Here is a 24557-nt window from a genome sequence, read left to right on the forward strand (position 1 = left end):
ATCATGAACCTGACTGAACCCCGCGAGCTGGCACCATTGCTTGAAGCCTTTCTGTTGGCCTCGGGAAAGCCGCAATCTCTGGAAAGCCTGTTCGAACTCTTCGAAGAAGGCGAGCGCCCCGAGCCGCCGGTCTTCAAGAAGGCCCTGGCGATTCTGGAGAAGTCCTGCGACGGCCGCGCCTTTGAACTGAAGGAAGTGGCTTCGGGCTATCGCCTGCAAATTCGCGAGAAATTTGCGCCGTGGGTCGGGCGTCTGTGGGAAGAGCGCCCGCAGCGGTATTCCCGTGCCATGCTGGAAACCATGGCCTTGATCGCCTATCGCCAGCCGATCACCCGGGGCGAAATCGAAGACGTGCGGGGCGTGGCGGTCAACAGCAACATCGTCAAGACGCTGATGGAGCGCGAGTGGATCCGCATCGTCGGCTACCGTGACGTACCCGGCAAACCGGCGATGTTCGCCACCACCAAGGCATTTCTCGATCACTTCAACCTGAAAAACCTCGACGACCTGCCGCCGCTGGCGGAACTGCGCGAGCTGGAACCGGACCCGGTACTCGATTTCGACGACGCCCCCGTACCCGCCGGTCTGCAAGCGTTGGCCGACGCCAGCGCCGAGCCGGAAGAGCCGAAGGAAGAAACCAGTTTCCACACGCTGTTGCTGGAGCTGGACAGCATGGAGGAGGGGCTCAAGACCGACTTCGACGATTTGTTGCGTGATGGGGCCGAGTTCCCGACCGACTTGGCACCGGAGCCGAATGAGCCGGAATCCGGCGTTGCGCAGACCGAGCCGGAGCCCGAGCCTGAAGACGAGCCGGAGCAGGAAGACGACATCCTCGGCGTTGCCGAAGCCCGGGAAAAGCTCTTGGCCGCCGTGGCAGCCCTCGAACAGCCGAAGCCTGAGCCAGAGCTGTCGGACGAAGAGGCCGAGGCCCAGGCCCTGGCGGAAGCCATCGAAGCAGAACGCCGCCAGTTCGAAGACTGATACGAATCCTGATAACTGTGAGACCCCCTGTGGGAGCGAGCCTGCTCGCGAAGACGGAGTGTCAGTCAACATCCTTGCTGCCTGATCCACTGCATTCGCGAGCAGGCTCGCTCCCACAGGGTTTTGTGTTTGCAAGCCAGCTGCGAACCACCGGCCGGCGGAAAAGCAAATAACCTTGCATCGATCAGCTAGTCTCTGATGCGCAAACGCCCTCATGCGCGTATGATTCGCGACCCTTCGGCGATCCCTTCGCCAAAGTACCCCGTTTTCAGACCACACCGGGAGGTGCCCAGATGAGTATCAAAGACCAGCAAGACGACCAGCCAATCGGCCCAGCAGGCGAAAAACTGCAGAAAGTCCTCGCCCGTATCGGCGTCGGCTCGCGCCGTGACGTGGAAGCCTGGATCAGCCATGGCCGCATCAAGGTCAACGGCAAAGACGCCACCCTTGGCCAGCGCGTCGACATGCACGACGCCATCACCATCGATGGCAAGGTGATCAAGCGCGAAGAGGCCGCCGAATCGGTCCGCCGCGTGATCATGTACAACAAGCCCGATGGCGAGATCTGCACCCGTGTTGACCCGGAAGGCCGGCCAACCGTGTTCGACAAATTGCCGAAGCCGAAGGAAGGTCGCTGGATCAACATTGGCCGCCTCGACATCAACACCACCGGTTTGCTGATGTTCACCACCGACGGTGAACTGGCCAACCGCTTGATGCACCCGTCCTTCGAGATGGATCGCGAGTACGCCGTGCGTGTGCGCGGTGAAGTCGATGACGAGATGATCGAGCGCCTGAAGGCCGGTGTTGTCCTCGAAGACGGCCCGGCGCGTTTCACCGACATCCAGCAGGCACCGGGCGGCGAAGGTTTCAACCACTGGTACCACTGCGTGGTGATGGAAGGTCGTAACCGCGAAGTCCGTCGCCTGTGGGAATCCCAGGGCCTGGTGGTCAGCCGTCTGAAGCGCGTGCGTTTCGGTCCGGTGTTCCTCAACTCTGACCTGCCGATGGGCCGCTGGCGCGAAATGAGCCAGTACGAAGTCGACGTCCTCAGCGCGGAAGTCGGCCTGACCCCGGTGGCCATGCCGCAACTGAACGCCAAGAGCAAGGACAAGCTCGACCGGATGCAGCGCAAGTCTTCGCGGCCGATGGCCAGGACCGAACGTGTACGCACCCTGCGTCCAGCGAATGGTGGACCTGCAGCCCCGCGTGAAAACCGCGAGCCGCAGATCGAAGGCGAGCGTCCAGGTCGCAAGCCTGCAGCGCGTCAGGACGGCGAACGCGGTCCGCGTACGCCACGTCCGGCCAATGGCCGTACTGAGCGTGGCGAAGGTCGTGGTACGCCGGTAGCCGATCGTCCGGTCGACACCAAGCGTCCGGCCAAACCTGCGCCGAAGCGTCCGGGGATCAAGCTGGTCGACGGTGACACGCCATCGGGCAAGCGCCGTGGCGCACCGGCCGGTTCCGGCCAGCGTCCTGGCTTTGGTCGGCGCAAGCCGGAATAATCGGCTGAGCGCTTCATAAAAACGCCAACCTTAGGGTTGGCGTTTTTTTTTGCCGGGCTTTATGTCTGTGTCGTTTTGGGGGCCGCCTTCGCGAGCAGGCTCGCTCCCACAGGAGATCGGGTTGTTTCGCAGTAAGTGGGAGCGAGCCTGCTCGCGAAGGCGTCAGTCGCTGCACCGGGATGTCCGAAGTGGAAAGCCAGAATTACGCCGCGTAAAGAAAACCTGACGAAATCCATCGATTAACCCTGTGGATTCGTTATCTCTCGGCAACTGTAAGAAAATTCTTCCGCTCAGTTGTCTTTCGCTCCTGCTCTCAACGCTCTGGCCCGCTTGTTTCACTGCTCCATGCAGGGTGTTATGCGCGCCATGCCTGTCGTGCAGGTGCATAACAAAAAGGAGGCGCAATGAACGCCACAATCCGTTTCCATCTCTCTGCGAGAGGCGGTTTTCCTGCCTTTCCCGTCGATGATCCGCAAGGATCTGACCCATTTTTTGCAGCCGCCCGAACCTCTCGGGGCGGACACAGGCAATCCCGGCCATAGACACGCTTGTCCAGCGGGTCTGGCAGCAGGGGGTTACAGGTGTACAATGCGCCGCGTTTTACCTGTGACCTCCTGCGCATCTGCGCAAACCTCAAGGCTATCCGCCTTGTTCACTCCGCCACGTCACGAGCGTGTCGGGTCCGATTTCGTCACAGATAAAAACAAACAGGTGACGCATGACCGTTGTAAATACGCTGAACTCCTGGTGCTTGCGCTGGGGTTTGATCGGTGCCGCTTAACGGATTTCCTGAGCAGCAACGTCTACTGAACATTATCAAACCTTGCGTGAGACCCTTTTCATGAGTGGACAACACCCGCAATCAGGCGAGCTGAAACGCGGCCTGAAAAATCGCCACATTCAATTGATCGCCCTCGGTGGCGCGATCGGTACCGGCTTGTTCCTCGGCTCGGCCGGGGTACTGAAGTCCGCCGGTCCGTCGATGATCCTCGGCTACGCCATCTGCGGCTTCATTGCGTTCCTGATCATGCGCCAACTGGGCGAAATGATCGTCGAAGACCCGGTGGCCGGCTCCTTCAGTCACTTCGCGCACACCTACTGGGGCGGCTTTGCCGGTTTCCTGTCGGGCTGGAACTGCTGGATCCTGTACATTCTGGTAGGCATGTCCGAGCTGACGGCCGTCGGCAAGTACATCCACTACTGGGCGCCGGACATCCCGACCTGGGTATCTGCCGCTGCCTTCTTCGTGCTGATCAACGCGATCAACCTGGCTAACGTCAAGGTGTTCGGAGAGGCCGAGTTCTGGTTCGCGATCATCAAGGTCGTGGCAATCGTCGGCATGATTGCCCTGGGCAGCTATCTGCTGGTCAGCGGCAATGGCGGCCCGCAAGCAGCGGTGAGCAACCTGTGGTCCCATGGCGGCTTCTTCCCGAACGGCGTCAGCGGTCTGGTAATGGCCATGGCCTTCATCATGTTTTCCTTCGGCGGCCTGGAAATGCTCGGTTTCACCGCAGCCGAGGCCGACAAGCCGAAAACCGTGATCCCGAAAGCCATCAACCAGGTGATTTATCGGATCCTGATTTTCTACATCGGTGCACTGGTCATCCTGCTGTCGTTGACCCCGTGGGACAGCCTGCTGACGACCCTGAACGCTTCCGGTGATTCCTACAGCGGCAGCCCGTTCGTGCAGGTGTTCTCGATGCTGGGCAGCAACACCGCTGCGCACATCCTCAACTTCGTGGTCCTGACCGCTGCCCTGTCGGTGTACAACAGCGGCACCTACTGCAACAGCCGCATGCTGCTGGGCATGGCCGAGCAGGGCGATGCGCCCAAAGGCCTGGCGAAGATCGACAAGCGCGGCGTGCCGGTGCGTTCGATCCTGGCTTCGGCGGCAGTGACCCTGATCGCGGTACTGCTGAACTACCTGATGCCGCAAAATGCGCTGGAACTGCTGATGTCGCTGGTGGTGGCCACCCTGGTGATCAACTGGGCGATGATCAGCTTCTCGCACTTCAAGTTCCGCCAGCACATGAACAAGACCAACCAGACGCCGCTGTTCAAGGCCTTGTGGTATCCGTACGGCAACTTCATCTGCCTGGCGTTCGTGGTGTTCATCCTCGGCGTGATGCTGTTGATTCCCGGGATCAATCAATCGGTGTACGCGATTCCGGTGTGGATCGTGTTCATGTGGGTGTGCTACGGCATCAAGAACAAGCGCAGTGCGCAACAGGTCATGCACGCTGCCGGCGCTTCGGTGAAGTAAACGCAGAGCGCAGTAACAACAAACCCGGCCATGTGCCGGGTTTGTTGTTTTCATGGCCCACACAAATCCCTGTGGGAGCGCATGTGGATTACCCCTTTCGCGGTATCCTGCACACTCTGAACACGGACGCTTTTCCATGCTGGTGATTTCCAACAACGTGCATCTGCCGGATGCCGAGATCGAATTGACGGCCATTCGCGCCCAAGGGGCGGGTGGGCAGAACGTCAACAAAGTCTCCAGTGCCGTGCACCTGCGCTTCGACATTCCGGCGTCGTCCTTGCCCGAGTTCTACAAGGAGCGGCTGCTGGCACTGCGCGACAGCCGCATCACCAGTGACGGTGTGTTGATCATCAAGGCCCAGCAGTACCGGACGCAGGAGCAGAACCGCGCCGATGCGCTGTTGCGGCTGACCGAGTTGATCCTCAGTGCCACCAAGGTCGAGAAGAAGCGCCGTCCGACCAAGCCGACCCTCGGCTCGAAGACCCGTCGCCTCGAATCCAAGAGCAAGCGCGGCAACATCAAGGCTGGGCGCGGCAAGGTCGACTTTTAACCGGCGTCCCGTGCCTCGCGTTGCTTCGGTGCCTGCCGGTACAGGTAAACGCTCAGCGTCAATCCGCTCAACGCGGCAAGGGCGGCGAACAGGAAAATCGAAGCGAAACCGAACCCGGCCGCAATGGCCCCGGCGACCGGTCCGGTGATCCCTAGCGACAGGTCGATGAACAGCGAATAGGCGCCAACGGCTGCGCCACGGCTGGAGGCCGGTACCAGGTTGACCGCTTCCACTCCGAGTGCCGGAAACACCAGCGAAAAACCGAAGCCGCTCAGCGCCGCACCCGCCAGCGCCCAATGCGCGTCCGGTGCCAGCCACAGCAACAGCAATCCCAGGGTTTCCACTGACAGGCAGGCAATGGCGACGCGAAAGCCGCCGAGGCGGTTGATCAGGTTGCCGAACAGCAGGCGCGCGCCGATGAAACAGGCACCGAACAGGCTCAGGCACAGCACGGCGTTATCCCAGTGTCGCGTGGCGTAATACAGGGTGATGAAGGTGGCGATGGTGCCAAAACCGATGGAGCCGAGGGCCAGGCCACAGCCGTGGGGGAAGACTCGCCCGAGCACGTGCATGAACGGCAGGCGCTCACCGGCAACGATCGGCGCGGCGGTTTTCGGCCAGGCCAGCAGCAGGCCGAGCACGGCCAGCAAGACAATGCTGACGCCCATGCTCCACAAGCCCAGTTGATGGACGATCAACACGCCCAGAGGCGCGCCGACGGCCAGTGCGCCGTAGCTGGCGATACCGTTCCAGGAGATGACCTTGGCGGTGTTCGCTGCACCGACCCGGCCGATACCCCAGCCGATCGAGCCCGAGCCCACCAGGCTTTCCGCGCTGCCGAGCACCAGGCGGCCGATCAACAGGCTGATCAGACTCAAGGTCGGCAGGCTCTGGGTCCAGGCCGAGATCAACATGAACACACCGCTCAGGCCGCAACCGGCCAGGCCATACATCACTGCCAGTTTGCTGCCCTTGTTGTCGATGATCTTCCCGGCATAGGGGCGGCTGAGCAGAGTGGCCAGGTATTGCACGCTGATCACCAGGCCCGCGATCACCGCGCCGAAGCCCAGGTCGCTGTGGACGTAACCGGGCAATACGGCCAGGGGAATGCCGATGTTCAGGTAGCCGATGAAGGTGAAAAGGACGATGGAAACAACTTGCAGCGTGACCGCCAGGGGGCGCTGGTTTTCAGGCATGGGTAAAGGTCCACGGTAAAGCAGGATAGATAGGCTGCTTATGATAGCGGTGTGGACGGTCGCAGGTTATGAAAAAGTAAAACTATTTGCCGGGAGATGTCACTCAGGTTTGACGGGAGCGACCAGTTGCGTGGTGACCAGGGCGGCCAGCGCATTTTCTTCGCTGCCGAAGCGGGCGAGCAAAGCGGCTTGTTTCTCGGGGGAGAGGCGATTCCAGATTTCGATCATTTTCTCGGCAGTGCCGATCAGGACGCTGGCCTGTGCTTCGCTGAATTCGTCGGTCATGGTCAGGTTCTTTCAGGCAGTGTGGAAAGCGCATGTTAGCGCTTTCCACACGGTCTGTACGGCGGGTGTTTCAGTCTTTGCGGTCAGCCTTGCGGCTGTCAGTGGCTTCTTTCGGCTCGGGCTGTCGGGCTCCGGCTTGCTGCGTGGGCGTCTGCTCAGGTACGTGCAGGCTTGGGAAGGGGAGATTGGGAATCTCGTGCATGGTTGCGCTCCTCGCTAAGTCTGTTGATAGATCTGGTAGATCCGCGCTTTAAAAAAGCCTTGGCAGGATACAGCACTGAAAATGACAAACAGACTTTTATATCCATTTGTTTCGACGGATGGGATTGTCTAGACAGGTTTGTATGGGTGACGCAAAACAAATGTGGGAGCGAGCCTGCTCGCGAAGAGGCCGTAACTGTCGAGATAGTGTCGACTGATACACCGCTTTCGCGAGCAGGCTCGCTCCCACAAGGGATCTACTATTTGCAGACTTGGGCGATAGCTTCGGCCAGCAGGTCCAGGCGCGTGGCATCAATGCCAGCCACGTTGGCCCGGCCGGAGTTGACCATGTACACGCTGTGGTGCTCGCGCAATTGCCTGACCTGATCCGGCGACAGACCGGTGTAGGAGAACATCCCGCGTTGCACGCCAATGTGCGCAAAGCGCTCGCGCAAACCGTGAGGTTCCAGCGCCTCCACCAGACCGCTGCGCAGTTGGGCGATGCGCAGGCGCATGCTTTCCACTTCGTCAGCCCAGAGGCTTTTCAGCTCCGGGTCGCCGAGGATGGTCGCGACCACGGCCGCACCGTGATCCGGCGGCGTCGACCACAGGTTGCGGGCGATGTTGGCCAGCTGGCTGCGGATGTCGGTGAGTTTGTCGGCGGTTTTCGCGCAGACAATCAGCGCGCCGGTGCGGTCGCGGTACAGGCCGAAGTTCTTCGAGCAGGAGCTGGTGATCAGCAGTTCCGGTAACTCGGCGGCGAACAGCCGGGTCGACCAGGCATCCTGTTCCAGGCCATCGCCGAACCCCTGATACGCGAAGTCGATCAGTGGCAGCAATTCGCGCTTGCGTACGACCTCCAGCACCCGGTGCCAGTCGTCGTGGGACAGGTCGAAACCGGTCGGGTTGTGGCAGCAGGCGTGCAGCAAGACCACGTCACCCTTGGGGGCTTGATTGAGCGCCGCCAGCATGCCATCGACGTCGAGACGGTTGTCACTGCCAACGTAGGGGTAATGGCTGACCTTGACCTTGGCGGCCGCGAAAATGCTTTCGTGGATCGGCCAGGTCGGGTTGCTCAACCACACGCCGCGCCCTGGCAGGCACTGGGCGATGAAGTCCGCGCTCAGGCGCAGCGCACCGGTGCCGCCGGGCGTCTGGGTGGCGCCAGCGCGTTGTGCGCCGATCAGATTCGAATCGGCGCCCAGCACCAGTTCATTGATGGCCTTGCCGAACGCCGGCTCGCCATGGCCACCGATGTAGGTCTTGGTGGCCTGACGCTCCACCAGGCGTTGCTCGGCAAGTTTCACCGATTCAAGAATCGGCGTCAGGCCCTGGGCGTCCTTGTAGACGCCCACGCCCAAATCGAACTTGCGCGGGTTCGGGTCCTGCGCATAGGCCTCCATCAGGCCCAGAATCGGGTCGCCAGGTACTCGACCGATGGCGTCGAAGTGCATTATTTGCGGCCCTCGGCGTCCTTCGCCACTTCGTCGGTGCGCGCGGCCATGATGAAGTCATTGCGGTGCAGGCCCTTGATCGAGTGGCTCCACCAGGTCACGGTGACTTTGCCCCACTCGGTCAGCAGGCCCGGGTGGTGGCCTTCGGCTTCGGAGATTTCACCGACGGCGTTGGTGAAGGCCAGGGCATGTTTGAAGTTCTTGAACAGGAAGACCTTTTCCAGCTGCATGATGCTGTCGCGTACTTCGATGTTCCAGTCCGGGATCTGCTTGATCAGGATCGGCAGTTCTTCATCGCTGACTTGTGGGGCGTCGGCGCGGCAGGCTTCGCAATGGGCTTGGTTCAAAGTGGACATGGTGTGGTTCCTGAAATCGAGTGTTTTTATATCGGTCGACAGTTCCGTCACGCTAAACCAAAGCGACGGTGACTGACAGACTCACTTGTCAGCAAAAGTCGCGGTTCACGCAGCTTTTGGTTTTGGCGGAAATTTCGGAGTGTGCAGACCCATCTGCATCGCTTGCTTGACCATGCCCATGATGTCTTCGTGGGCCAGGTCGAACAGGCGCTTGAGGTTCGGCAGAACGAAATACAGCGGTTGCAGGATGTCGATGCGGTACGGCGTGCGCATGCATTCCAGTGGGTCGAAGGCTTGGTGTTCAGGCTCGTTCGACAGGCAGTAAACAGTTTCCTTCGGCGAAGACAGAATGCCGCCGCCGTAGATGCGCTGGCCTTGCGGGGTGTCGAGCAGGCCGAATTCGATGGTCATCCAGTACAGGCGCGCCAGGTATACGCGTTCTTCCTTGGTCGCCTTGAGGCCGAGCTTGCCGTAGGTGTGGGTGAATTCAGCGAACCAGGGGTTGGTCAGCAGCGGGCAGTGGCCAAAGATCTCGTGGAAAATGTCCGGCTCCTGCAAGTAGTCAAGCTCTTCGCGGGTGCGAATGAAGGTCGCCACTGGAAACTGCTTGCTGGCCAGCAATTCGAAAAAGGTCTGGAAGGGAATCAGTGCCGGAACCCGGGCAACCTGCCAGCCGGTGGTTTCACCGAGGACCTTGTTGATTTCGCCGAGTTGAGGAATGCGGTCGTGGGGCAGACCGAGTTTTTCGATACCGTCCAGGTACTCCTGGCACGCACGCCCTTCGATCACTTTCAGTTGACGAGTGATCAGCGTGTTCCACACCGCGTGTTCTTCGGCGGGGTAGTCGATAAAACCTTGCGCATCGGGCTCGCGAGCCACGTATTGCGTCTGCTTCATGCTGCTCTCCTGCTAGGGGAATTCGTTCTTGTTATGTACTGCTATGGACCTAGAAATACCCCATCAATTGCAGCGTTGCAGCAGGTGATTCCAGTGAAGCGCAGGAAAACCTGCTGCTTTTCGTATAATATTCGTTACAGATTGGTCTCTATGGCGCAGGTGTTGAGTTTTTCGAGTTTGAAAAGCATCGTGCCTGTCACATAATCTTGACGACTATCTGTGCACCTCAGCAGAAAATTATCCCTGTAGGAGCAAGCTTGCTCGCGATGGACTCGAGCGCAACGCGTTTATTCAGGAACAACGCGTTTTCGTTAACGTCGATCGCGAGCAGGCTCGCTCCTACAGGTTGCGCACCCCATTCATCGTTTTTCGGGCCTTATATATGCGTATCAAAGTCCACTGCCAGAACCGCATCGGCATCCTGCGCGACATTCTCAACCTGTTGGTGGAGTACGGGATCAACGTGGCCCGCGGTGAGGTGGGCGGTGAGCATGGCAACGCCATCTACCTGCATTGCCCGAACCTGATCAACATTCAGTTCCAGGCCTTGCGCCCGAAATTCGAAGCGATTGCCGGGGTCTTTGGCGTCAAGCGTGTAGGCCTGATGCCCAGCGAGCGTCGGCACATGGAGCTCAATGCACTGCTCGGTGCACTGGAGTTTCCGGTGCTGTCGATCGACATGGGCGGTTCCATTGTCGCGGCCAACCGGGCAGCGGCGCAGCTGCTCGGCGTGCGGGTCGACGAGGTGCCGGGTATTCCCCTGTCGCGCTACGCCGAAGACTTCGATTTGCCGGAACTGGTGCGCGCCAACAAATCGCGGATCAACGGGCTGCGGGTCAAGGTCAAGGGGGATGTGTTTCTGGCCGACATCGCGCCCTTGCAATCGGAGCACGACGACAGCGAGGCCATGGCCGGTGCCGTGTTGACGTTGCACCGCGCCGACCGGGTGGGCGAGCGCATCTACAACGTGCGCAAGCAGGAACTGCGGGGCTTCGACAGCATCTTTCAAAGTTCGAAAGTGATGGCCGCGGTGGTGCGTGAAGCACGGCGCATGGCGCCGCTGGATGCGCCGCTTTTGATCGAAGGGGAAACCGGCACCGGCAAAGAGTTGCTCGCGCGGGCCTGCCATCTGGCCAGCCCGCGTGGGCAGTCGCCGTTGATGGCGCTCAATTGTGCCGGCCTGCCGGAGTCCATGGCCGAGACGGAACTGTTCGGTTACGGCCCGGGTGCCTTTGAAGGGGCGCGGGCCGAAGGCAAGCTCGGGCTGCTGGAGCTGACGGCGGGCGGTACGCTGTTTCTCGATGGCGTTGGGGAAATGAGCCCACGCTTACAGGTGAAATTGCTGCGCTTCCTGCAGGACGGTTGCTTCCGTCGTGTGGGCAGCGATGAAGAGGTCTACCTCGACGTGCGAGTGATCTGCGCGACCCAGGTCGACCTGTCCGAATTGTGTGCTCGCGGCGAGTTCCGTCAGGACCTCTATCACCGCTTGAACGTGTTGTCGCTGCACATCCCGCCGCTACGCGAATGTCTCGACGGTTTGACGCCACTGGTGGAACACTTCCTCGATCAGGCCAGTCGGCAGATCGGCTGCCCGTTGCCAAAGCTGGCGCCGGCGGCCATGGAGCGGCTCAGTCACTACCATTGGCCGGGTAACGTGCGGCAACTGGAGAACGTGCTGTTCCAGGCGGTCTCCCTGTGCGACGGCGGCACGGTCAAGGCCGAGCATATTCGCCTGCCGGATTATGGCGTGCGTCAGCCGCTTGGCGATTTTTCGCTGGAGGGCGGGCTGGACGAGATTGTCGGGCGTTTCGAAAAAGCAGTACTGGAGCGCCTCTACTCGGAGCATTCCAGCAGTCGACTATTGGGCAAGCGCCTGGGCGTTTCTCACACAACAATTGCCAATAAATTGCGTGAATACGAAATAGGCAAACTTGAGCGTTAATGCTGTTTCGCCGAATTCAAACAAAAATGGTTCGTAGGTGATGGTTGTTCCTGGCACTTCTTCACCTTGTTTGAAGTGCTTGTTACTCGCGCCGTTGATCTGAATCAGAGAGCTTGCCAAACAAGCCATCTAAGCTCAGTTCAAAGTTTGGCAGGAGCGAGAACCATGCCTTCAGCGGATGACGCCTCCCAGCGAGTTCGTAAAGAAACTCGCCTGTTCTATTTTCTGATTGTCGTTCTGTTTCCTGCGCTATCGGTAGCGGTAGTGGGCGGGTACGGTTTTATTGTCTGGTTCCTGCAAATGTTGCTCGGTCCCCCCGGGCCACCTCACTGATCGCTGCTTCTTTCTGACATGCGCGGAGTGCTGGTCATGGAAAAGACGCTGCATATTGCCAGTCTCGTAGTCCTTGCTCGTCCTGCCCTTTTCGAAGCGGTGAAGGCTAACTTGCGTCTGTTAACGGGCGTTGAACTTCACCAGGAAAGTCCCGCCGGCAAACTGGTGGTGGTGTTGGAAACCGAGCACGAAAGCCAGATTCTTCAGCGCATCGATCAGATCAACCGCCTGCCCGGCGTGCTCAATGCAGCCCTGGTTTATCACGAAATTCTCGATGTGACGGGAGAAAGCGCATGCCTATGACGCGGCGTGAGTTTGTCAAAGCCCAGGCTGCCGGGATTGCGGCGGCGGCTGCGGGGCTGCCGGTATTTACCTCCGCGAGCAATCTGATCACCGAGGAAGACCGGGTTGCTCTGGACTGGAACAAGGCACCCTGTCGCTTTTGCGGTACCGGGTGCAGTGTGATGGTGGCGACCAAGGACAATCGGGTGGTCGCGACCCATGGCGACGTGAAAGCCGAAGTCAATCGGGGGTTGAACTGCGTCAAAGGTTACTTCCTGTCAAAGATCATGTACGGCGTTGATCGCCTGACTCAGCCTCTGTTGCGTATGACGAACGGGCAATACGACAAACAGGGCGAGTTTCACCCCGTGTCGTGGAACCAGGCGTTTGATGTCATGGAGTCAAAGTTCAAGGAAGCGCTGAAGAACAAAGGCTCCGATTCAATTGCGATGTTTGGTTCAGGGCAGTGGACAGTCTGGGAAGGGTACGCGGCCAACAAGTTGATGAAGGCCGGTTTTCGCTCGAACAACATTGACCCCAATGCGCGCCATTGCATGGCCTCTGCGGTCATGGGCTTCATGCGGACTTTCGGCATGGATGAGCCGATGGGCTGTTATGACGACATTGAAGTCACCGACGCGTTCGTCCTGTGGGGTTCAAACATGGCCGAGATGCACCCGATTCTCTGGAGTCGGGTGACCGATCGCCGTTTAAGCCAACCCAGCGTGAAAGTTGCCGTGCTCTCGACTTTCGAGCATCGCAGTTTCGAGCTGGCCGATATTCCGATGGTGTTCAAGCCGCAGACTGACCTGCTGATTCTCAACTACATCGCCAACCACATCATTGAAAGCGGCTCGGTCAACAAGGATTTTGTCAGCAAACACACACGGTTCGCCAAGGGGGCGGAAGACATCGGATACGGTTTGCGCGCGGATAATCCGCTGGAGAAGAACGCGCGCAATGCCGACAAGGCGAACACCTGGAGCGATATCGACTTCGATCAATTTGCCGCTTTCGTGAAACCTTACACCCTGGAACGTACCGCGAAGGAAACCGGGGTTCCGGCCGAGCGCCTCAAGGCATTGGCCGAACTGTATGCCGACCCCAAGCGCAAGGTGGTCTCGTTCTGGACCATGGGCTTCAACCAGCACACTCGGGGAGTGTGGGCGAACAACCTGATTTACAACATTCACCTGCTGACCGGGAAAATCAGTGAACCGGGCAACAGCCCGTTCTCGCTGACGGGCCAGCCATCAGCCTGTGGGACAGCGCGGGAAGTCGGGACGTTTTCCCATCGTTTGCCTGCCGACCTCGTGGTCACCAATCCGGCGCATCGCGCCACGGCGGAAAAAATCTGGAAGCTCCCGCCGGGTACCATCAAGGAAAAGGTCGGGTTCCATGCCGTGCAGCAGAGTCGCATGCTCAAGGATGGCGTGCTCAATGTGTATTGGACGATGGCCAGCAACAACATGCAGGCCGGGCCGAACATCATGCAGGAAGTGTTGCCCGGCTGGCGCAACCCCGAGAACTTCGTGGTGGTGTCGGATGTGTACCCTACGGTCTCGGCGCAGGCCGCCGATCTGATTCTGCCCACCGCGATGTGGGTCGAGAAAGAGGGCGCTTATGGCAATGCCGAACGGCGTACGCAGTTCTGGCATCAACTGGTCTCGGCGCCGGGTGAGGCCAAGTCGGATCTCTGGCAGTTGGTCGAATTTTCCAAGCGCTTCACCACGGATGAGGCCTGGCCGGCGGAGTTGCTGGCCTCGGCACCCCAATACAAGGGCAAAACCCTGTATGAAGTGCTGTTCAAAAATGGTCAGGTCGATCAATTCCCGACAGATCAACTGGCGGCGGGTTATCAGAACGACGAGGCCCGGGATTTCGGTTTTTATCTGCAAAAAGGCCTGTTCGAAGAATATGCCCAGTTCGGCCGTGGCCATGGTCATGACCTTGCCCCCTTTGATCTTTATCACACCGAACGCGGGTTGCGTTGGCCCGTGGTCGAGGGCAAGGAGACGCGCTGGCGTTTCCGTGAGGGCTATGACCCGTATGTCGAGAAGGGCAGTGGTGTGCAGTTTTACGGCTACCCCGACAAGAAGGCGATCATTTTCGCCTTGCCGTATGAACCACCGGCGGAATCTCCGGACGCGGACTTCCCGTTCTGGTTGAGCACCGGCCGGGTGCTTGAGCATTGGCACACCGGGACCATGACCCAGCGCGTCGAAGAACTCTACAAGGCAGTCCCTGATGCGCTGGTCTATATGCACCCCGCCGATGCCAAGGCTTTGAATGCCCGCCGAGGCAGCGAAGTGAAGCTGATCAGTCGACGCGGTGAAATGCGTGCGCGCATCGAAACCCGCGGGCGCAACAAGCCACCGCAAGGTTTGGTGTTCGTGCCGTTCTTCGATGCCAACAGGCTGATCAACAAGGTCACGCTCGATGCGACGGACCCGATCTCCAAGCAGACTGATTACAAGAAGTGTGCAATCCGGATCGAGCTGATCAAGACGGCATAAGGAGAGCTTTGATGAATGGTCGATCGCTGTCCTTGCTGGCCATTTTGCTGATGTGGTTGCCGGCGGCCCTGGCGGCAGAGCCTGCTTATCCTCTGGATGCGCCAGCGCCGGATGGTCGGCGAGCCGGTGGCACCCTGACCCAGGAATTGCCGGCACCGCCGATTGCCGAAGACGAAAACAAAGACCTCAAGCGCGAGCGCAATTATCCCGAGCAACCGCCTACCATCCCCCACAGTATTCGCGGCTATCAAATCGACAAGAACAGTAACAAATGCCTGTCCTGTCATAGTCGCGCCAACAGCGCTCGCACGCAGGCACCGATGATCAGCATTACCCATTACATGGATCGCGATGGCCAGGCGCTGGCTGCTGTTTCACCGCGTCGTTACTTCTGCAACCAGTGTCATGTGCCACAGAAAGACGTGAAGCCGCTGGTGGAAAACAGCTTCAAGAATATTGACCAGGTGCTGCAAGACGAAATCGACGGCCAGCAGAAACGTTAAGGAGAGGCCATGAAATCTTTGCTTGTCCTGCTCAAGGATTATTGGAGTGTGCTGCGTCGACCCAGCGTGCATTACAGCCTGGGTTTTCTGACCCTCGGCGGGTTCATCGCCGGGGTGATTTTCTGGGGTGGTTTCAATACCGCGCTGGAAGCGACCAATACCGAGAAATTCTGCACTTCATGTCATGAGATGCGTGACAACGTGTTCGTCGAGTTACAGGAAACCATCCACTACACCAATCGCTCGGGCGTACGGGCGACCTGCCCGGACTGTCACGTACCCCACGAATGGACGCACAAGATTGCCCGCAAGATGCAGGCTTCAAAAGAGGTCTGGGGCAAAGTCTTCGGAACCATCGACACCCGCGACAAGTTTCTCGACATGCGGCGCGAACTGGCCGAGCACGAATGGTCAAGGCTCAAGGCCAATGACTCCCGAGAGTGCCGCAATTGCCATAACTTCGAATTCATGGATTTCACCCGCCAGGGCAAGCGCGCTGCCAACATGCACTCCACGTCACTGGCCAGCGGTCAGGCGACCTGTATCGACTGCCATAAAGGCATTGCCCACAAGTTGCCCGACATGAGCGGAGTCAAAGGCTGGTAGCCGATCCGGCCAGTCGTTTGCGGTGTTGCCGCCAAGCGGCATGATCGCGCCGGTTTTTCGTCTTTGACACAATCCCCCAGAGGCTCCTGATTGTCCTCAAGTCCCATGTTTAAAGGGGCTTCATAGCTCTGCAAGCAAGTTGGTCTGCAATTTGCTACAGCCTGCGCAGTACAGCAGTGGACGGCAAACGTCCGGCAGGCAGAGGAAAGAGTGTGGACAAGTACCTTTATGTGGCAATGACCGGCGCCAGCCAGAATGCACTGGCGCAAAAGGCTCATGCCAACAACCTCGCGAACATCTCCACCAACGGCTTCCAGAAAGACCTGGAGCAGGCCCGTTCGATGCCGGTGTTCGGTGACAGCTTTCCGGCGCGTGCGTTTGCCATGTCCGAACGCCCGGCCACCGATTTCTCCCCTGGCTCGCTAGTGGAAACCGGCCGCGACCTCGACGTTGCCGTGCAAGGCAGCGGCTGGATTGCCGTGCAGAATCCCGATGGCGCTGAAAGCTACGTGCGCACCGGCAGCCTGAACGTTGACGCCCTGGGCGTGTTGCGCGCCGGCAACGGCATGCCGGTCATGGGCAATGGCGGGCCGATTGCCGTGCCGCCGGAGCAGCAGATCGAAGTCGGTGAAGACGGCACCATCAGCATCCGCGCGATGGGCGAAGGTCCCCGGGTGATGGCTGAAGTCGACCGCATCAAGCTGGTCAACCCGGACCTCAAGAACATGACCAAGGGCCTGGATGGTTCGATCCACACCAAGGACGGCCAGCCGGCGCAGGCTGATGCAGGCGTCAAGCTGGTGTCCGGGTTCCTCGAGTCGAGCAACGTCAATGCCGTGGAAGAGATGACCTCGGTGCTGGCCTTGTCCAAGCAGTTCGAGCTGCACATCAAGATGATGAACACCGCCAAAGACGATGACCAGGCCATGGCTCGGGTCTTGCAGATCAGCTAATTACCAGAACGTCGCGCCGTAAAACAGGCGCACGAGGAGAATCGAATGCTTCCGGCTCTATGGGTTGCCAAAACAGGCCTGTCCGCCCAGGACACCAACCTGACCACCATTTCCAACAACCTGGCGAACGTGTCGACCACGGGTTTCAAACGTGACCGCGCCGAGTTCCAGGACTTGCTCTACCAGATCAAGCGTCAACCAGGCGCCCAGTCGACCCAGGACAGCGAACTGCCGTCGGGCCTGCAACTGGGTACCGGTGTGCGCATCGTCGGCACCCAGAAAAACTTCACCGCCGGCAGCCTGCAAACCACCGAGCAGCCACTGGACATGGCCATCGACGGTCGCGGTTTCTTCCAGATCCTGCAACCGGACGGCACCACGTCCTATACCCGTGACGGTACCTTCCACCTGGACTCCAACGGCCAGATCGTCAACGCCAGCGGCTTTGCCCTGGAGCCGGCCATTGTCATTCCGAACGACGCGCAGACCTTCACGGTCGGCCGCGACGGCACCGTGTCCATCACCATTGCCGGCAACCCGGCTGCCCAGGTGATCGGCAACCTGCAAACCGCCGACTTCATCAACCCGGCCGGCCTGCAGGCCGTGGGCAACAACCTGTTCCTGGAAACCGCTGCCAGTGGCGCGCCGCAAGTCGGCACACCGGGCCTGAACGGTTTCGGCACCACGCTGCAGAACACCCTGGAAACCTCCAACGTCAGCACCGTTGAGGAGATGGTCAACATGATCACCACCCAGCGCGCCTACGAGATGAACTCCAAGGTGATCTCCACCGCCGACCAGATGCTCTCGTTCGTAACGCAGAATCTGTAATCAAGTCTATGGGGCGGCCATGAGGCCGCCTGCTACACCATGAGGTAGGGTCATGAATCGCTTTGTATCTGTTCTGGCACTGAGTGGGATCACCGCGCTCGCAGGTTGCGTCCCTGCGACGCCCAAGCCTAATGATCCCTACTACGCTCCGGTGTTGCCGCGCACGCCGTTGCCGGCGGCGGCGAACAATGGCTCGATCTATCAGGCCGGTTTCGAACAGAACCTCTACAGCGACCGCAAGGCGTTCCGGATCGGTGACATCATCACCATCACCCTGAACGAAAAGACCCAGGCCAGCAAAAACGCCAACTCGCAAATTGGCAAGAACAGCAAGACCAGCATCGGCCTGACCTCGCTGTTCGGCTCCACCCCCAACACCAACAATCCGTTTGGCAGTGGTGACCTGAGCCTGGACGCCAGCTATGAAGGCGACCGTGCGACCAAGGGTGACAGCAAGGCGGCGCAGGGCAATACCCTGACCGGCTCGATCACCGTGACCGTTGCCGATGTGTTGCCCAACGGCATCATCGCGGTGCGCGGCGAGAAGTGGATGACGCTCAACACCGGCGATGAGTTGGTGCGGATTGCCGGCCTGGTTCGCGCCGATGACATCTCTACCGACAACACCGTGTCGTCGACCCGTGTCGCCGATGCGCGCATCACCTACTCGGGCACCGGTTCGTTTGCCGATGCGAGTCAGCCAGGCTGGTTCGACCGTTTCTTCCTCAGCCCGCTGTTCCCTTTCTAGGTGGCTACGTTGAATTTCAGAAGTCTCATCGTTGCCGCTCTGATGCTGTCCGCGGCTTTCAACGCTCAAGCCGAGCGCCTGAAGGACATCGCCAGCATTTCCGGCGTGCGTTCCAACCAGTTGATCGGCTACGGCCTGGTGGTCGGGCTTAACGGCACCGGTGACCAGACGACGCAAACCCCGTTCACCCTGCAGACCTTCAACAACATGCTTTCTCAGTTCGGCATCAAGGTGCCGCCGGGCTCGGGCAACGTGCAGTTGAAGAACGTTGCGGCGGTGTCGATCAGTGCCGATCTGCCGGCGTTCGCCAAGCCGGGTCAGCAGGTCGACATCACCGTATCGTCCATCGGCAACTCCAAGAGTCTGCGTGGAGGCACCTTGCTGCTGACGCCACTCAAGGGTATCGACGGCAACGTCTATGCGGTGGCCCAAGGCAACCTGGTGGTTGGTGGTTTCGATGCGGAAGGTCGCGACGGCTCGAAGATCACCGTCAACGTTCCGTCGGCCGGCCGCATCCCCGGTGGTGCATCGGTGGAGCGCGCGGTGCCGAGCGGTTTCAACCAGGGCAACAGCCTGACGCTGAACCTCAACCGATTCGACTTCACCACCGCCAAGCGCATCGTCGACAAGATCAACAACATGCTCGGCCCTGGCGTGGCCCAGGCCATCGACGGCGGTTCGATTCGCGTCACCGCGCCGCTCGATCCGAGCCAGCGGGTGGACTACCTGTCGATCCTGGAAAACCTTGAGATCGATCCGGGCCAGGCGGTGGCGAAAGTCATCATCAACTCCCGTACCGGCACCATCGTGATCGGCCAGAACGTCAAGGTTTCTCCGGCCGCCGTGACCCACGGCAGCCTGACCGTGACCATCACCGAAGACCCGATCGTCAGCCAGCCCGGCCCTCTGTCCAATGGCACGACGGCTGTCGTACCGCGTTCGAAGGTCAATGCCCAGCAGGAAGCCAAGCCGATGTTCAAGTTCGGCCCTGGCACCACCCTCGACGAGATCGTGCGGGCGGTGAACCAGGTCGGCGCGGCACCGGGTGACTTGATGGCCATTCTTGAAGCGCTGAAGCAGGCCGGCGCCCTGCAAGCCGACCTGATCGTGATCTGAGGACGGCCATCGTGGATATGCGCAAGAGCGGTCTGGTCAGCAGCAGCGATTCGGGCTCCTACTCGGACCTCAATCGTCTGAATCAGCTCAAGGTCGGCGACAAGAACAGTGACGGCAATATGCGCAAGGTCGCGCAGGAGTTCGAATCGCTGTTCCTCGGGGAAATGCTCAAGTCCATGCGCTCGGCCACTGAAGCGCTTGGCCAGGACAATCCGATGAACACGCCGGCGGCCAAGCAGTACCAGGAAATGTACGACCAGCAACTGGCCGTTTCCATGTCCCGCGAAGGCGGCGGTATTGGCCTGGCGGACGTGCTGATGCGCCAGATGTCAAAAAACAAGCCCATGGCGCCGGGCGAAGCGGCCGCTGCGTCGCTCGCCAAGCAGGAGGCCGCCAAAGCCGCCGTGCAAACGCCGGTAGCGGCAGGCACGGTGGCGATCAATGGCCCGTTGTCGCGGGTCAATGGCCAGCGTCCATTGTGGGCTTCGCGATCGGTCCATACGCCGCAAGAGGCGGGCGAGGGCACGCACCGCAATGACATGGCGCTGATCAACCAGCGACGCCTGGCATTGCCGCCGAAGCTGGCTGATCGGCTGTTGGCAGGGCTAGTGCCTTCGGCGACGACTACGGCTGCGACGGTCAACAAAACGCAATTGCCAGAGCGCACAACGACCACCGGCACAGGACCGCTGTACAACGGCGACTGGCTGGCGAGCGCGCAACAATCCTCCACGGGCGGCATGCAGATCTACGGTCGCGCCATGGCGCAGATTCCGCTGGCGCCGGCGAAAAAAGCCTTCAGTTCCGCCGATCAGTTCGTCAACACCATGTTGCCGATGGCCAAAGAAGCGGCCGCCCGGATCGGTGTCGATCCACGTTACCTGGTGGCCCAGGCGGCCCTGGAAACCGGCTGGGGCAAGTCGGTCATGCGTGCCCAGGACGGCAGCAGCAGCCACAACCTGTTCGGCATCAAGGCCGGCACCAGCTGGCAGGGCAATTCGGCGCGGGCGATCACCAGCGAATTCAGGAACGGGCAGATGGTCAAGGAGACGGCCGAGTTCCGTTCCTACGACTCCTACAAGGACAGTTTCCATGACCTTGTGACTTTGCTGCAGACCAACAATCGCTATCAAGATGTCGTGAAGTCGGCCGATAACCCAGAACAGTTTGTACGCGAGTTGCAGAAGGCCGGTTACGCAACCGACCCGGACTACGCAAGCAAGATTTCGCAGATAGCCAAGCAGATGACGAGTTACCAGAACTACGCTGCGGCGGGCGTTTCCACCACGCCTTTATAGGCACAAGGTATAAGGTCGAATCATGAGTTTGCTCAATATCGGGATGTCGGGGCTGTCCGCTAGCCACGCTTCGTTGGTGACTACCGGTAATAACATTTCCAACGTCGATACCGCCGGGTACTCGCGCCAACAAACTGTACAGGGCAGCAAAGGCTCTATTCAGTACGGCAATGTGTTCATCGGGACCGGCACGACGCTGGCCGATGTGCGTCGGGTGTACAACAGCTACCTCGATGCACAGCTGCAGACCACCACTTCGCTCAACGGTGACGCGCAGGCTTATCTGGGGCAGGCCACTCAGGTGGACAAACTGCTGTCCGACAGTGGCACCGGCATCAGCAAAACACTGCAGTCGTTCTTCTCGTCGTTGCAGACGCTCTCCGCCAGCTCCAACGACAACGCTGCACGCCAGGCGCTGTTGACCAATGCCCAGGGCTTGAGCAGCCGCTTCAACGCCATGTCCCAGCAGTTGACGCAGCAGAACACCTACATCAACGATCAGTTGGGCTCGATGGCCGAACAGGTCAACAAGCTGGCGTCGACTGTCGCGGCGTACAACAAGAGAATCAGTGAAGTCAGCAATTCGAGTGGCGCGCCCAACGAACTGCTGGACCAGCGCAACGAAACCATTCGCCAACTCAACGAGCTGGTCGGCACTCAGGTCACCGAAACTGAAGGTCGGCTGGATATCTACCTGGGTAGCGGCCAACCATTGGTTGTCGGTGACACGGTCAATAAATTGCGCGTGGCGGCCGACCCGAGCGACCCAACCCGTTCCTCGATCATCATGGACCGTGGTAGTTCGTCGATCGACATCACGAGCGTGATGAGCGGCGGCCAGATGGGTGGATTGTTGCGCTATCGCTCTGAAGTGCTGACGCCGGCGGCCAATAGCCTGGGTCGCATCGCCATGGTTGTGGCGGATCAGGTCAACAAACAGCTGGGGCAGGGCCTGGACCAGAACGGCAACTTCGGCGCGGCACTGTTCAACAACATCAACAGCGCGGCGGCCATCAGTCAGCGCAGCATCGCCAATGCGAACAACAACCCGGCCTCCGGCAACCTGAACGTCACCATCAAGGACACCAGCAAGCTGCAGGCCAGTGACTATCAGGTGAATGTCACAGCCACGGGCTACAACGTGCGTCGCTTGTCGGATAACACCGACATGGGCAACTTCGCTTTCGCTACGCCTCCTGCTGCTGATCCGGTCATCGATGGCTTCAGCCTGAGCCTCAACGCTGGCTCGGTTACCGCCGGTGACAGCTTCAAGATTACCCCGACGCGTAGCTCCGCCGCGGACATGACCACGGTCATGACCGACGCCAAAACCCTGGCCACGGCTGCTCCGCTGACCTCTTCCAAGACCTCGGGCAATGACGGCACGGGTGCTGTCAGCCAGCCGACACTGAACACTGCCCTGGATATCTACGATCCGGTCCAGCGTCTGGAAGTGCAGACGGCGGTCAAGACATCGATGCCGGTTCGCATGCTCATGACCAGCGCATCGGCCTATGAAGTGTTCGATGCCAAGGGCAACAGCATCGGTACCGGCAACATCGTCCCGGGCCAGAACAACGACCTGAACATTTCCGTGCCTTACACCGATGCCGGCGGCAATGCCAAAACCTTCAGTGTAGGGATGACCGTCAGCGGCAGCCCGGCTTCGGGCGACAGTTTCAACATTTCCATGACCGCGGCCGGCAGCACCGACAACCGCAACGCTGCGGCCTTGCTCGGTCTGCAAACCAAGGCAACGGTGGGAGCCACTGCCACTAGCCCGGGTGTGAGTTTTACCGAGGCTTATGGTGGCCTGGTGTCGAGCGTCGGCTCCCGGACCAAGCAGGCTCAGATGGACGGCACGGCCACTGACACCATCCTGACCGGGGCACGAAACGCCCGTGACTCGGTATCGGGGGTCGATCTCGATGAAGAGGCCGGTAACCTGACCAAGTATCAGCAGTACTACACGGCGTCTTCGCAGATCATCAAGACTGCGCAGGAAATTTTCAGCACTCTGATCAATGCCCTTTAAGGAGCCGTAGAACATGCGCATTTCTACAGCACAGTATTACGCGACGACGGCTGCCAACTACTCTCGCAACCTCAATAACGTGATGAAGACCGCCGAGCAGGCCAGCAGCGGCGTCAAGCTTGAGACAGCGGCGGATGATCCGGTCGGTGCGGCCCGCCTTCTGCAACTTGAGCAGCAAAAAGCCATGCTGGGTCAGTACACCACCAACATCAACGCGTTGAACACGGCTCAGGCGCAAGAAGAGAGCGTGCTGGATAGCGTCAACAACGTGCTGCAAAAAGCCAGCGAGCTGGCGGTGCGTGCCGGTGGCGGTTCGTTGAACGACGATGACCGCAAATCCATTGCCGCAGAACTCAAGCAGTCCGAAGAACAGTTGCTGAGTTTGATGAACAGCAAGGACGCCAACGGCAAGTACATCTTCTCCGGCGCCAGCAACAACACTCAGCCGTTTGTGCGTAACAGTGACGGCACCTACAGCTATCAGGGTGACCAGACTCAGCTGGAGCTGAAAATCGGTGACTCGATGTCGCTGGGCCTGAACGATACCGGCTGGGATGTCTTCCAGCAGGCGATCAACGCCGCTCGCAGTTCGAGCACCATGACCGCGCCATCTGTGGATGACGGGCGGGTGGCCGTGTCTCAGGGGCTGGTCAACTCCGGTCCGGCGTTCGATTCGGGGTTCCGCGATGGGCAGCCCTACACGCTCTCGTTCACCAGCAGCACTGCGTTTGTGATCAAGGATGCCTTGGGGAATGACGTGACTGCCGAGGCGAGCGGCGGGGGGGAATTCGATCCGAACAACCAGGACGGTTCCGATATCAGTTTTCGCGGTGTGACCTTTGCGCTAGACATCACCTTCAAGGCGAGTGATACACCCGCCAATGCGGATACGGTGATCGCGGGTCACAGTTTCCAGTTGGCAGCAAAGCCGGACAGCTTCGTCAGCACGCGTGCTCCTGGCAACACTTCGGCGGTGGTGATCAGTCAAGCGTCGGTGACCAACGCAGCCGATTACAAGAGCTTTTTTCCTGAGGGTGGGGCGATCTTGAAGTTCACCGCTCCCGGGACCTTCGAGCTGTACGCCCGCCCATTGACCAGCAGCAGTACCCCGGTCACCAGCGGAACTGTGGTGGCTGGTGTGGCAACGGCGGCTGGCGTCAGCTTTACCCTGGGTGGCACACCATCGGTACCGGCGGTAGGTGACCAGTTCGATATTTCGGTCAACACACACCAGACGCAGAACGTACTTGACACGATCAGCCAGTTGCGCCAAGTGCTGGAGACTCCTACTGCAGGCGACCCGGCGGCGCAACGCAAGCTGGGTAGCGTCATCGCTTCTTCGATTGCCAATCTGGGCAATGCCAAGAACCAGGTTGACCTGGCGCGTGGTGCTATCGGTGCCCGGGGCAACGTGATGGACATGCAGCGTGATTCGATCCAAAGCACCGACCTGATCAATACCTCTTCGCAGTCTTCGATCAGGGAGGCTGATCCCGCTGAGGTGCTGACCCGTTTGACCTTGCAGCAAACCATGCTGCAAGCGGCGCAACTGGCATTTGCCAAAGTTTCCCAGTTGAGCCTGTTCAACAAGCTTTGACACGGTCTTGACCGCTCGCGGCCAGCCCCTGTCATAGGGGCTGGCTTTTTTGTTGGCGTTTATCGCCGGCGAACAACTGAGGTCACTCTCCCGCTGGCGTCCATTCTCG

The 24557-nt window shown here is 59.8% G+C and carries 23 protein-coding genes; 17 read left to right on the forward strand and 6 right to left on the reverse strand.

Translation table 11 applies throughout. From position 1 onward, the window contains the following. Window positions 1–3: 3 nt before the first annotated feature. From scpB to arfB, 4 genes are all read left to right on the forward strand, one after another. Complete coding sequence (gene scpB / locus ACEN8E_RS07125; RefSeq protein WP_495592000.1) at window positions 4–981, forward strand: SMC-Scp complex subunit ScpB; 978 nt, start codon at window positions 4–6, stop codon at window positions 979–981. Between the two features lie 293 nt (window positions 982–1274). Then, window positions 1275–2486 carry a 23S rRNA pseudouridine(2605) synthase RluB gene (rluB, locus tag ACEN8E_RS07130; RefSeq protein ID WP_495592001.1) on the forward strand — a complete coding sequence of 404 codons (1212 nt, stop codon included), beginning with the start codon at window positions 1275–1277 and terminating at the stop codon, window positions 2484–2486. Between the two features lie 841 nt (window positions 2487–3327). Beyond that, a complete protein-coding gene (locus ACEN8E_RS07135; protein ID WP_495592002.1) occupies window positions 3328–4749 on the forward strand; it encodes an amino acid permease in 1422 nt (473 codons plus the stop codon). 136 nt (window positions 4750–4885) lie between these two features. Beyond that, window positions 4886–5299, forward strand: a complete 414-nt coding sequence (gene arfB / locus ACEN8E_RS07140; RefSeq protein ID WP_008021374.1) for an alternative ribosome rescue aminoacyl-tRNA hydrolase ArfB — start codon at window positions 4886–4888, stop codon at window positions 5297–5299. Here arfB and ACEN8E_RS07145 read toward each other — a convergent pair. The 6 genes from ACEN8E_RS07145 to phhA all read right to left on the reverse strand — a co-directional run bounded on the left by ACEN8E_RS07145 (window position 5296) and on the right by phhA (window position 9688). Further along, entirely contained in the window at window positions 5296–6495 is a 1200-nt protein-coding gene (locus tag ACEN8E_RS07145) for an MFS transporter (protein WP_495592003.1), read from the reverse strand. The two genes, arfB and ACEN8E_RS07145, sit on opposite strands and share 4 nt — an antisense overlap. A gap of 99 nt (window positions 6496–6594) precedes the next feature. Then, window positions 6595–6780, reverse strand: a complete 186-nt coding sequence (locus ACEN8E_RS07150) for a hypothetical protein (protein ID WP_495592004.1) — start codon at window positions 6778–6780, stop codon at window positions 6595–6597. A 70-nt stretch (window positions 6781–6850) separates the two neighbouring features. After that, window positions 6851–6982 carry a hypothetical protein gene (locus ACEN8E_RS07155; RefSeq protein WP_429370456.1) on the reverse strand — a complete coding sequence of 44 codons (132 nt, stop codon included), beginning with the start codon at window positions 6980–6982 and terminating at the stop codon, window positions 6851–6853. A gap of 259 nt (window positions 6983–7241) precedes the next feature. After that, window positions 7242–8435 (reverse strand): amino acid aminotransferase, encoded by a 1194-nt coding sequence (locus tag ACEN8E_RS07160; RefSeq protein WP_495592005.1) that lies wholly within the window; start codon window positions 8433–8435, stop codon window positions 7242–7244. Continuing rightward, window positions 8435–8791: a 4a-hydroxytetrahydrobiopterin dehydratase gene (locus tag ACEN8E_RS07165; RefSeq protein WP_007975310.1), complete on the reverse strand. Its 357-nt coding sequence runs from the start codon at window positions 8789–8791 to the stop codon at window positions 8435–8437. Before ACEN8E_RS07165 ends, ACEN8E_RS07160 begins: the two co-directional genes overlap by 1 nt. 105 nt (window positions 8792–8896) lie before the next feature. After that, window positions 8897–9688 carry a phenylalanine 4-monooxygenase gene (gene phhA, locus ACEN8E_RS07170; RefSeq protein WP_495592006.1) on the reverse strand — a complete coding sequence of 264 codons (792 nt, stop codon included), beginning with the start codon at window positions 9686–9688 and terminating at the stop codon, window positions 8897–8899. Window positions 9689–10070: 382 nt separating this feature from the next. Here phhA and ACEN8E_RS07175 point away from each other — a divergent pair, with 382 nt between their 5' ends. The 13 genes from ACEN8E_RS07175 to ACEN8E_RS07235 all read left to right on the forward strand — a co-directional run bounded on the left by ACEN8E_RS07175 (window position 10071) and on the right by ACEN8E_RS07235 (window position 24448). After that, window positions 10071–11630 (forward strand): sigma-54-dependent transcriptional regulator, encoded by a 1560-nt coding sequence (locus ACEN8E_RS07175; protein WP_495592007.1) that lies wholly within the window; start codon window positions 10071–10073, stop codon window positions 11628–11630. A 165-nt stretch (window positions 11631–11795) separates the two neighbouring features. Further along, entirely contained in the window at window positions 11796–11963 is a 168-nt protein-coding gene (locus ACEN8E_RS07180; RefSeq protein ID WP_495592008.1) for a periplasmic nitrate reductase, NapE protein, read from the forward strand. Between the two features lie 36 nt (window positions 11964–11999). Next, on the forward strand, window positions 12000–12266 hold the full coding sequence (locus ACEN8E_RS07185; RefSeq protein ID WP_495592009.1) for a chaperone NapD: 267 nt from the start codon (window positions 12000–12002) through the stop codon (window positions 12264–12266). Beyond that, entirely contained in the window at window positions 12257–14761 is a 2505-nt protein-coding gene (gene napA, locus ACEN8E_RS07190; protein WP_495592010.1) for a nitrate reductase catalytic subunit NapA, read from the forward strand. Before ACEN8E_RS07185 ends, napA begins: the two co-directional genes overlap by 10 nt. A 50-nt stretch (window positions 14762–14811) precedes the next feature. Continuing rightward, a complete protein-coding gene (locus ACEN8E_RS07195; RefSeq protein ID WP_495593283.1) occupies window positions 14812–15264 on the forward strand; it encodes a nitrate reductase cytochrome c-type subunit in 453 nt (150 codons plus the stop codon). Between the two features lie 9 nt (window positions 15265–15273). Further along, window positions 15274–15870 (forward strand): cytochrome c3 family protein, encoded by a 597-nt coding sequence (locus ACEN8E_RS07200; RefSeq protein ID WP_495592011.1) that lies wholly within the window; start codon window positions 15274–15276, stop codon window positions 15868–15870. A 212-nt stretch (window positions 15871–16082) separates the two neighbouring features. Continuing rightward, entirely contained in the window at window positions 16083–16823 is a 741-nt protein-coding gene (locus tag ACEN8E_RS07205) for a flagellar basal body rod protein FlgF (RefSeq protein ID WP_495592012.1), read from the forward strand. Window positions 16824–16868: 45 nt separating this feature from the next. Continuing rightward, entirely contained in the window at window positions 16869–17654 is a 786-nt protein-coding gene (gene flgG, locus ACEN8E_RS07210) for a flagellar basal-body rod protein FlgG (RefSeq protein WP_015096282.1), read from the forward strand. A gap of 52 nt (window positions 17655–17706) precedes the next feature. Next, window positions 17707–18402 (forward strand): flagellar basal body L-ring protein FlgH, encoded by a 696-nt coding sequence (gene flgH / locus ACEN8E_RS07215; RefSeq protein WP_495592013.1) that lies wholly within the window; start codon window positions 17707–17709, stop codon window positions 18400–18402. Window positions 18403–18444: 42 nt separating this feature from the next. After that, window positions 18445–19518, forward strand: coding sequence for a flagellar basal body P-ring protein FlgI (locus ACEN8E_RS07220; protein WP_495593284.1), 1074 nt, complete (start codon window positions 18445–18447; stop codon window positions 19516–19518). 11 nt (window positions 19519–19529) lie between these two features. Next, window positions 19530–20816: a flagellar assembly peptidoglycan hydrolase FlgJ gene (gene flgJ / locus ACEN8E_RS07225; RefSeq protein ID WP_495592014.1), complete on the forward strand. Its 1287-nt coding sequence runs from the start codon at window positions 19530–19532 to the stop codon at window positions 20814–20816. Window positions 20817–20838: 22 nt separating this feature from the next. Then, the gene (gene flgK, locus ACEN8E_RS07230; RefSeq protein WP_495592015.1) at window positions 20839–22851 is read left to right on the forward strand and encodes a flagellar hook-associated protein FlgK; all 2013 of its coding nucleotides are present in this window, start codon (window positions 20839–20841) and stop codon (window positions 22849–22851) included. A 13-nt stretch (window positions 22852–22864) separates the two neighbouring features. After that, complete coding sequence (locus ACEN8E_RS07235; RefSeq protein WP_495592016.1) at window positions 22865–24448, forward strand: flagellar hook-associated protein 3; 1584 nt, start codon at window positions 22865–22867, stop codon at window positions 24446–24448. Window positions 24449–24557: the final 109 nt, after the last annotated feature.

This window comes from Pseudomonas sp. Pseusp9, from assembly GCF_059491265.1.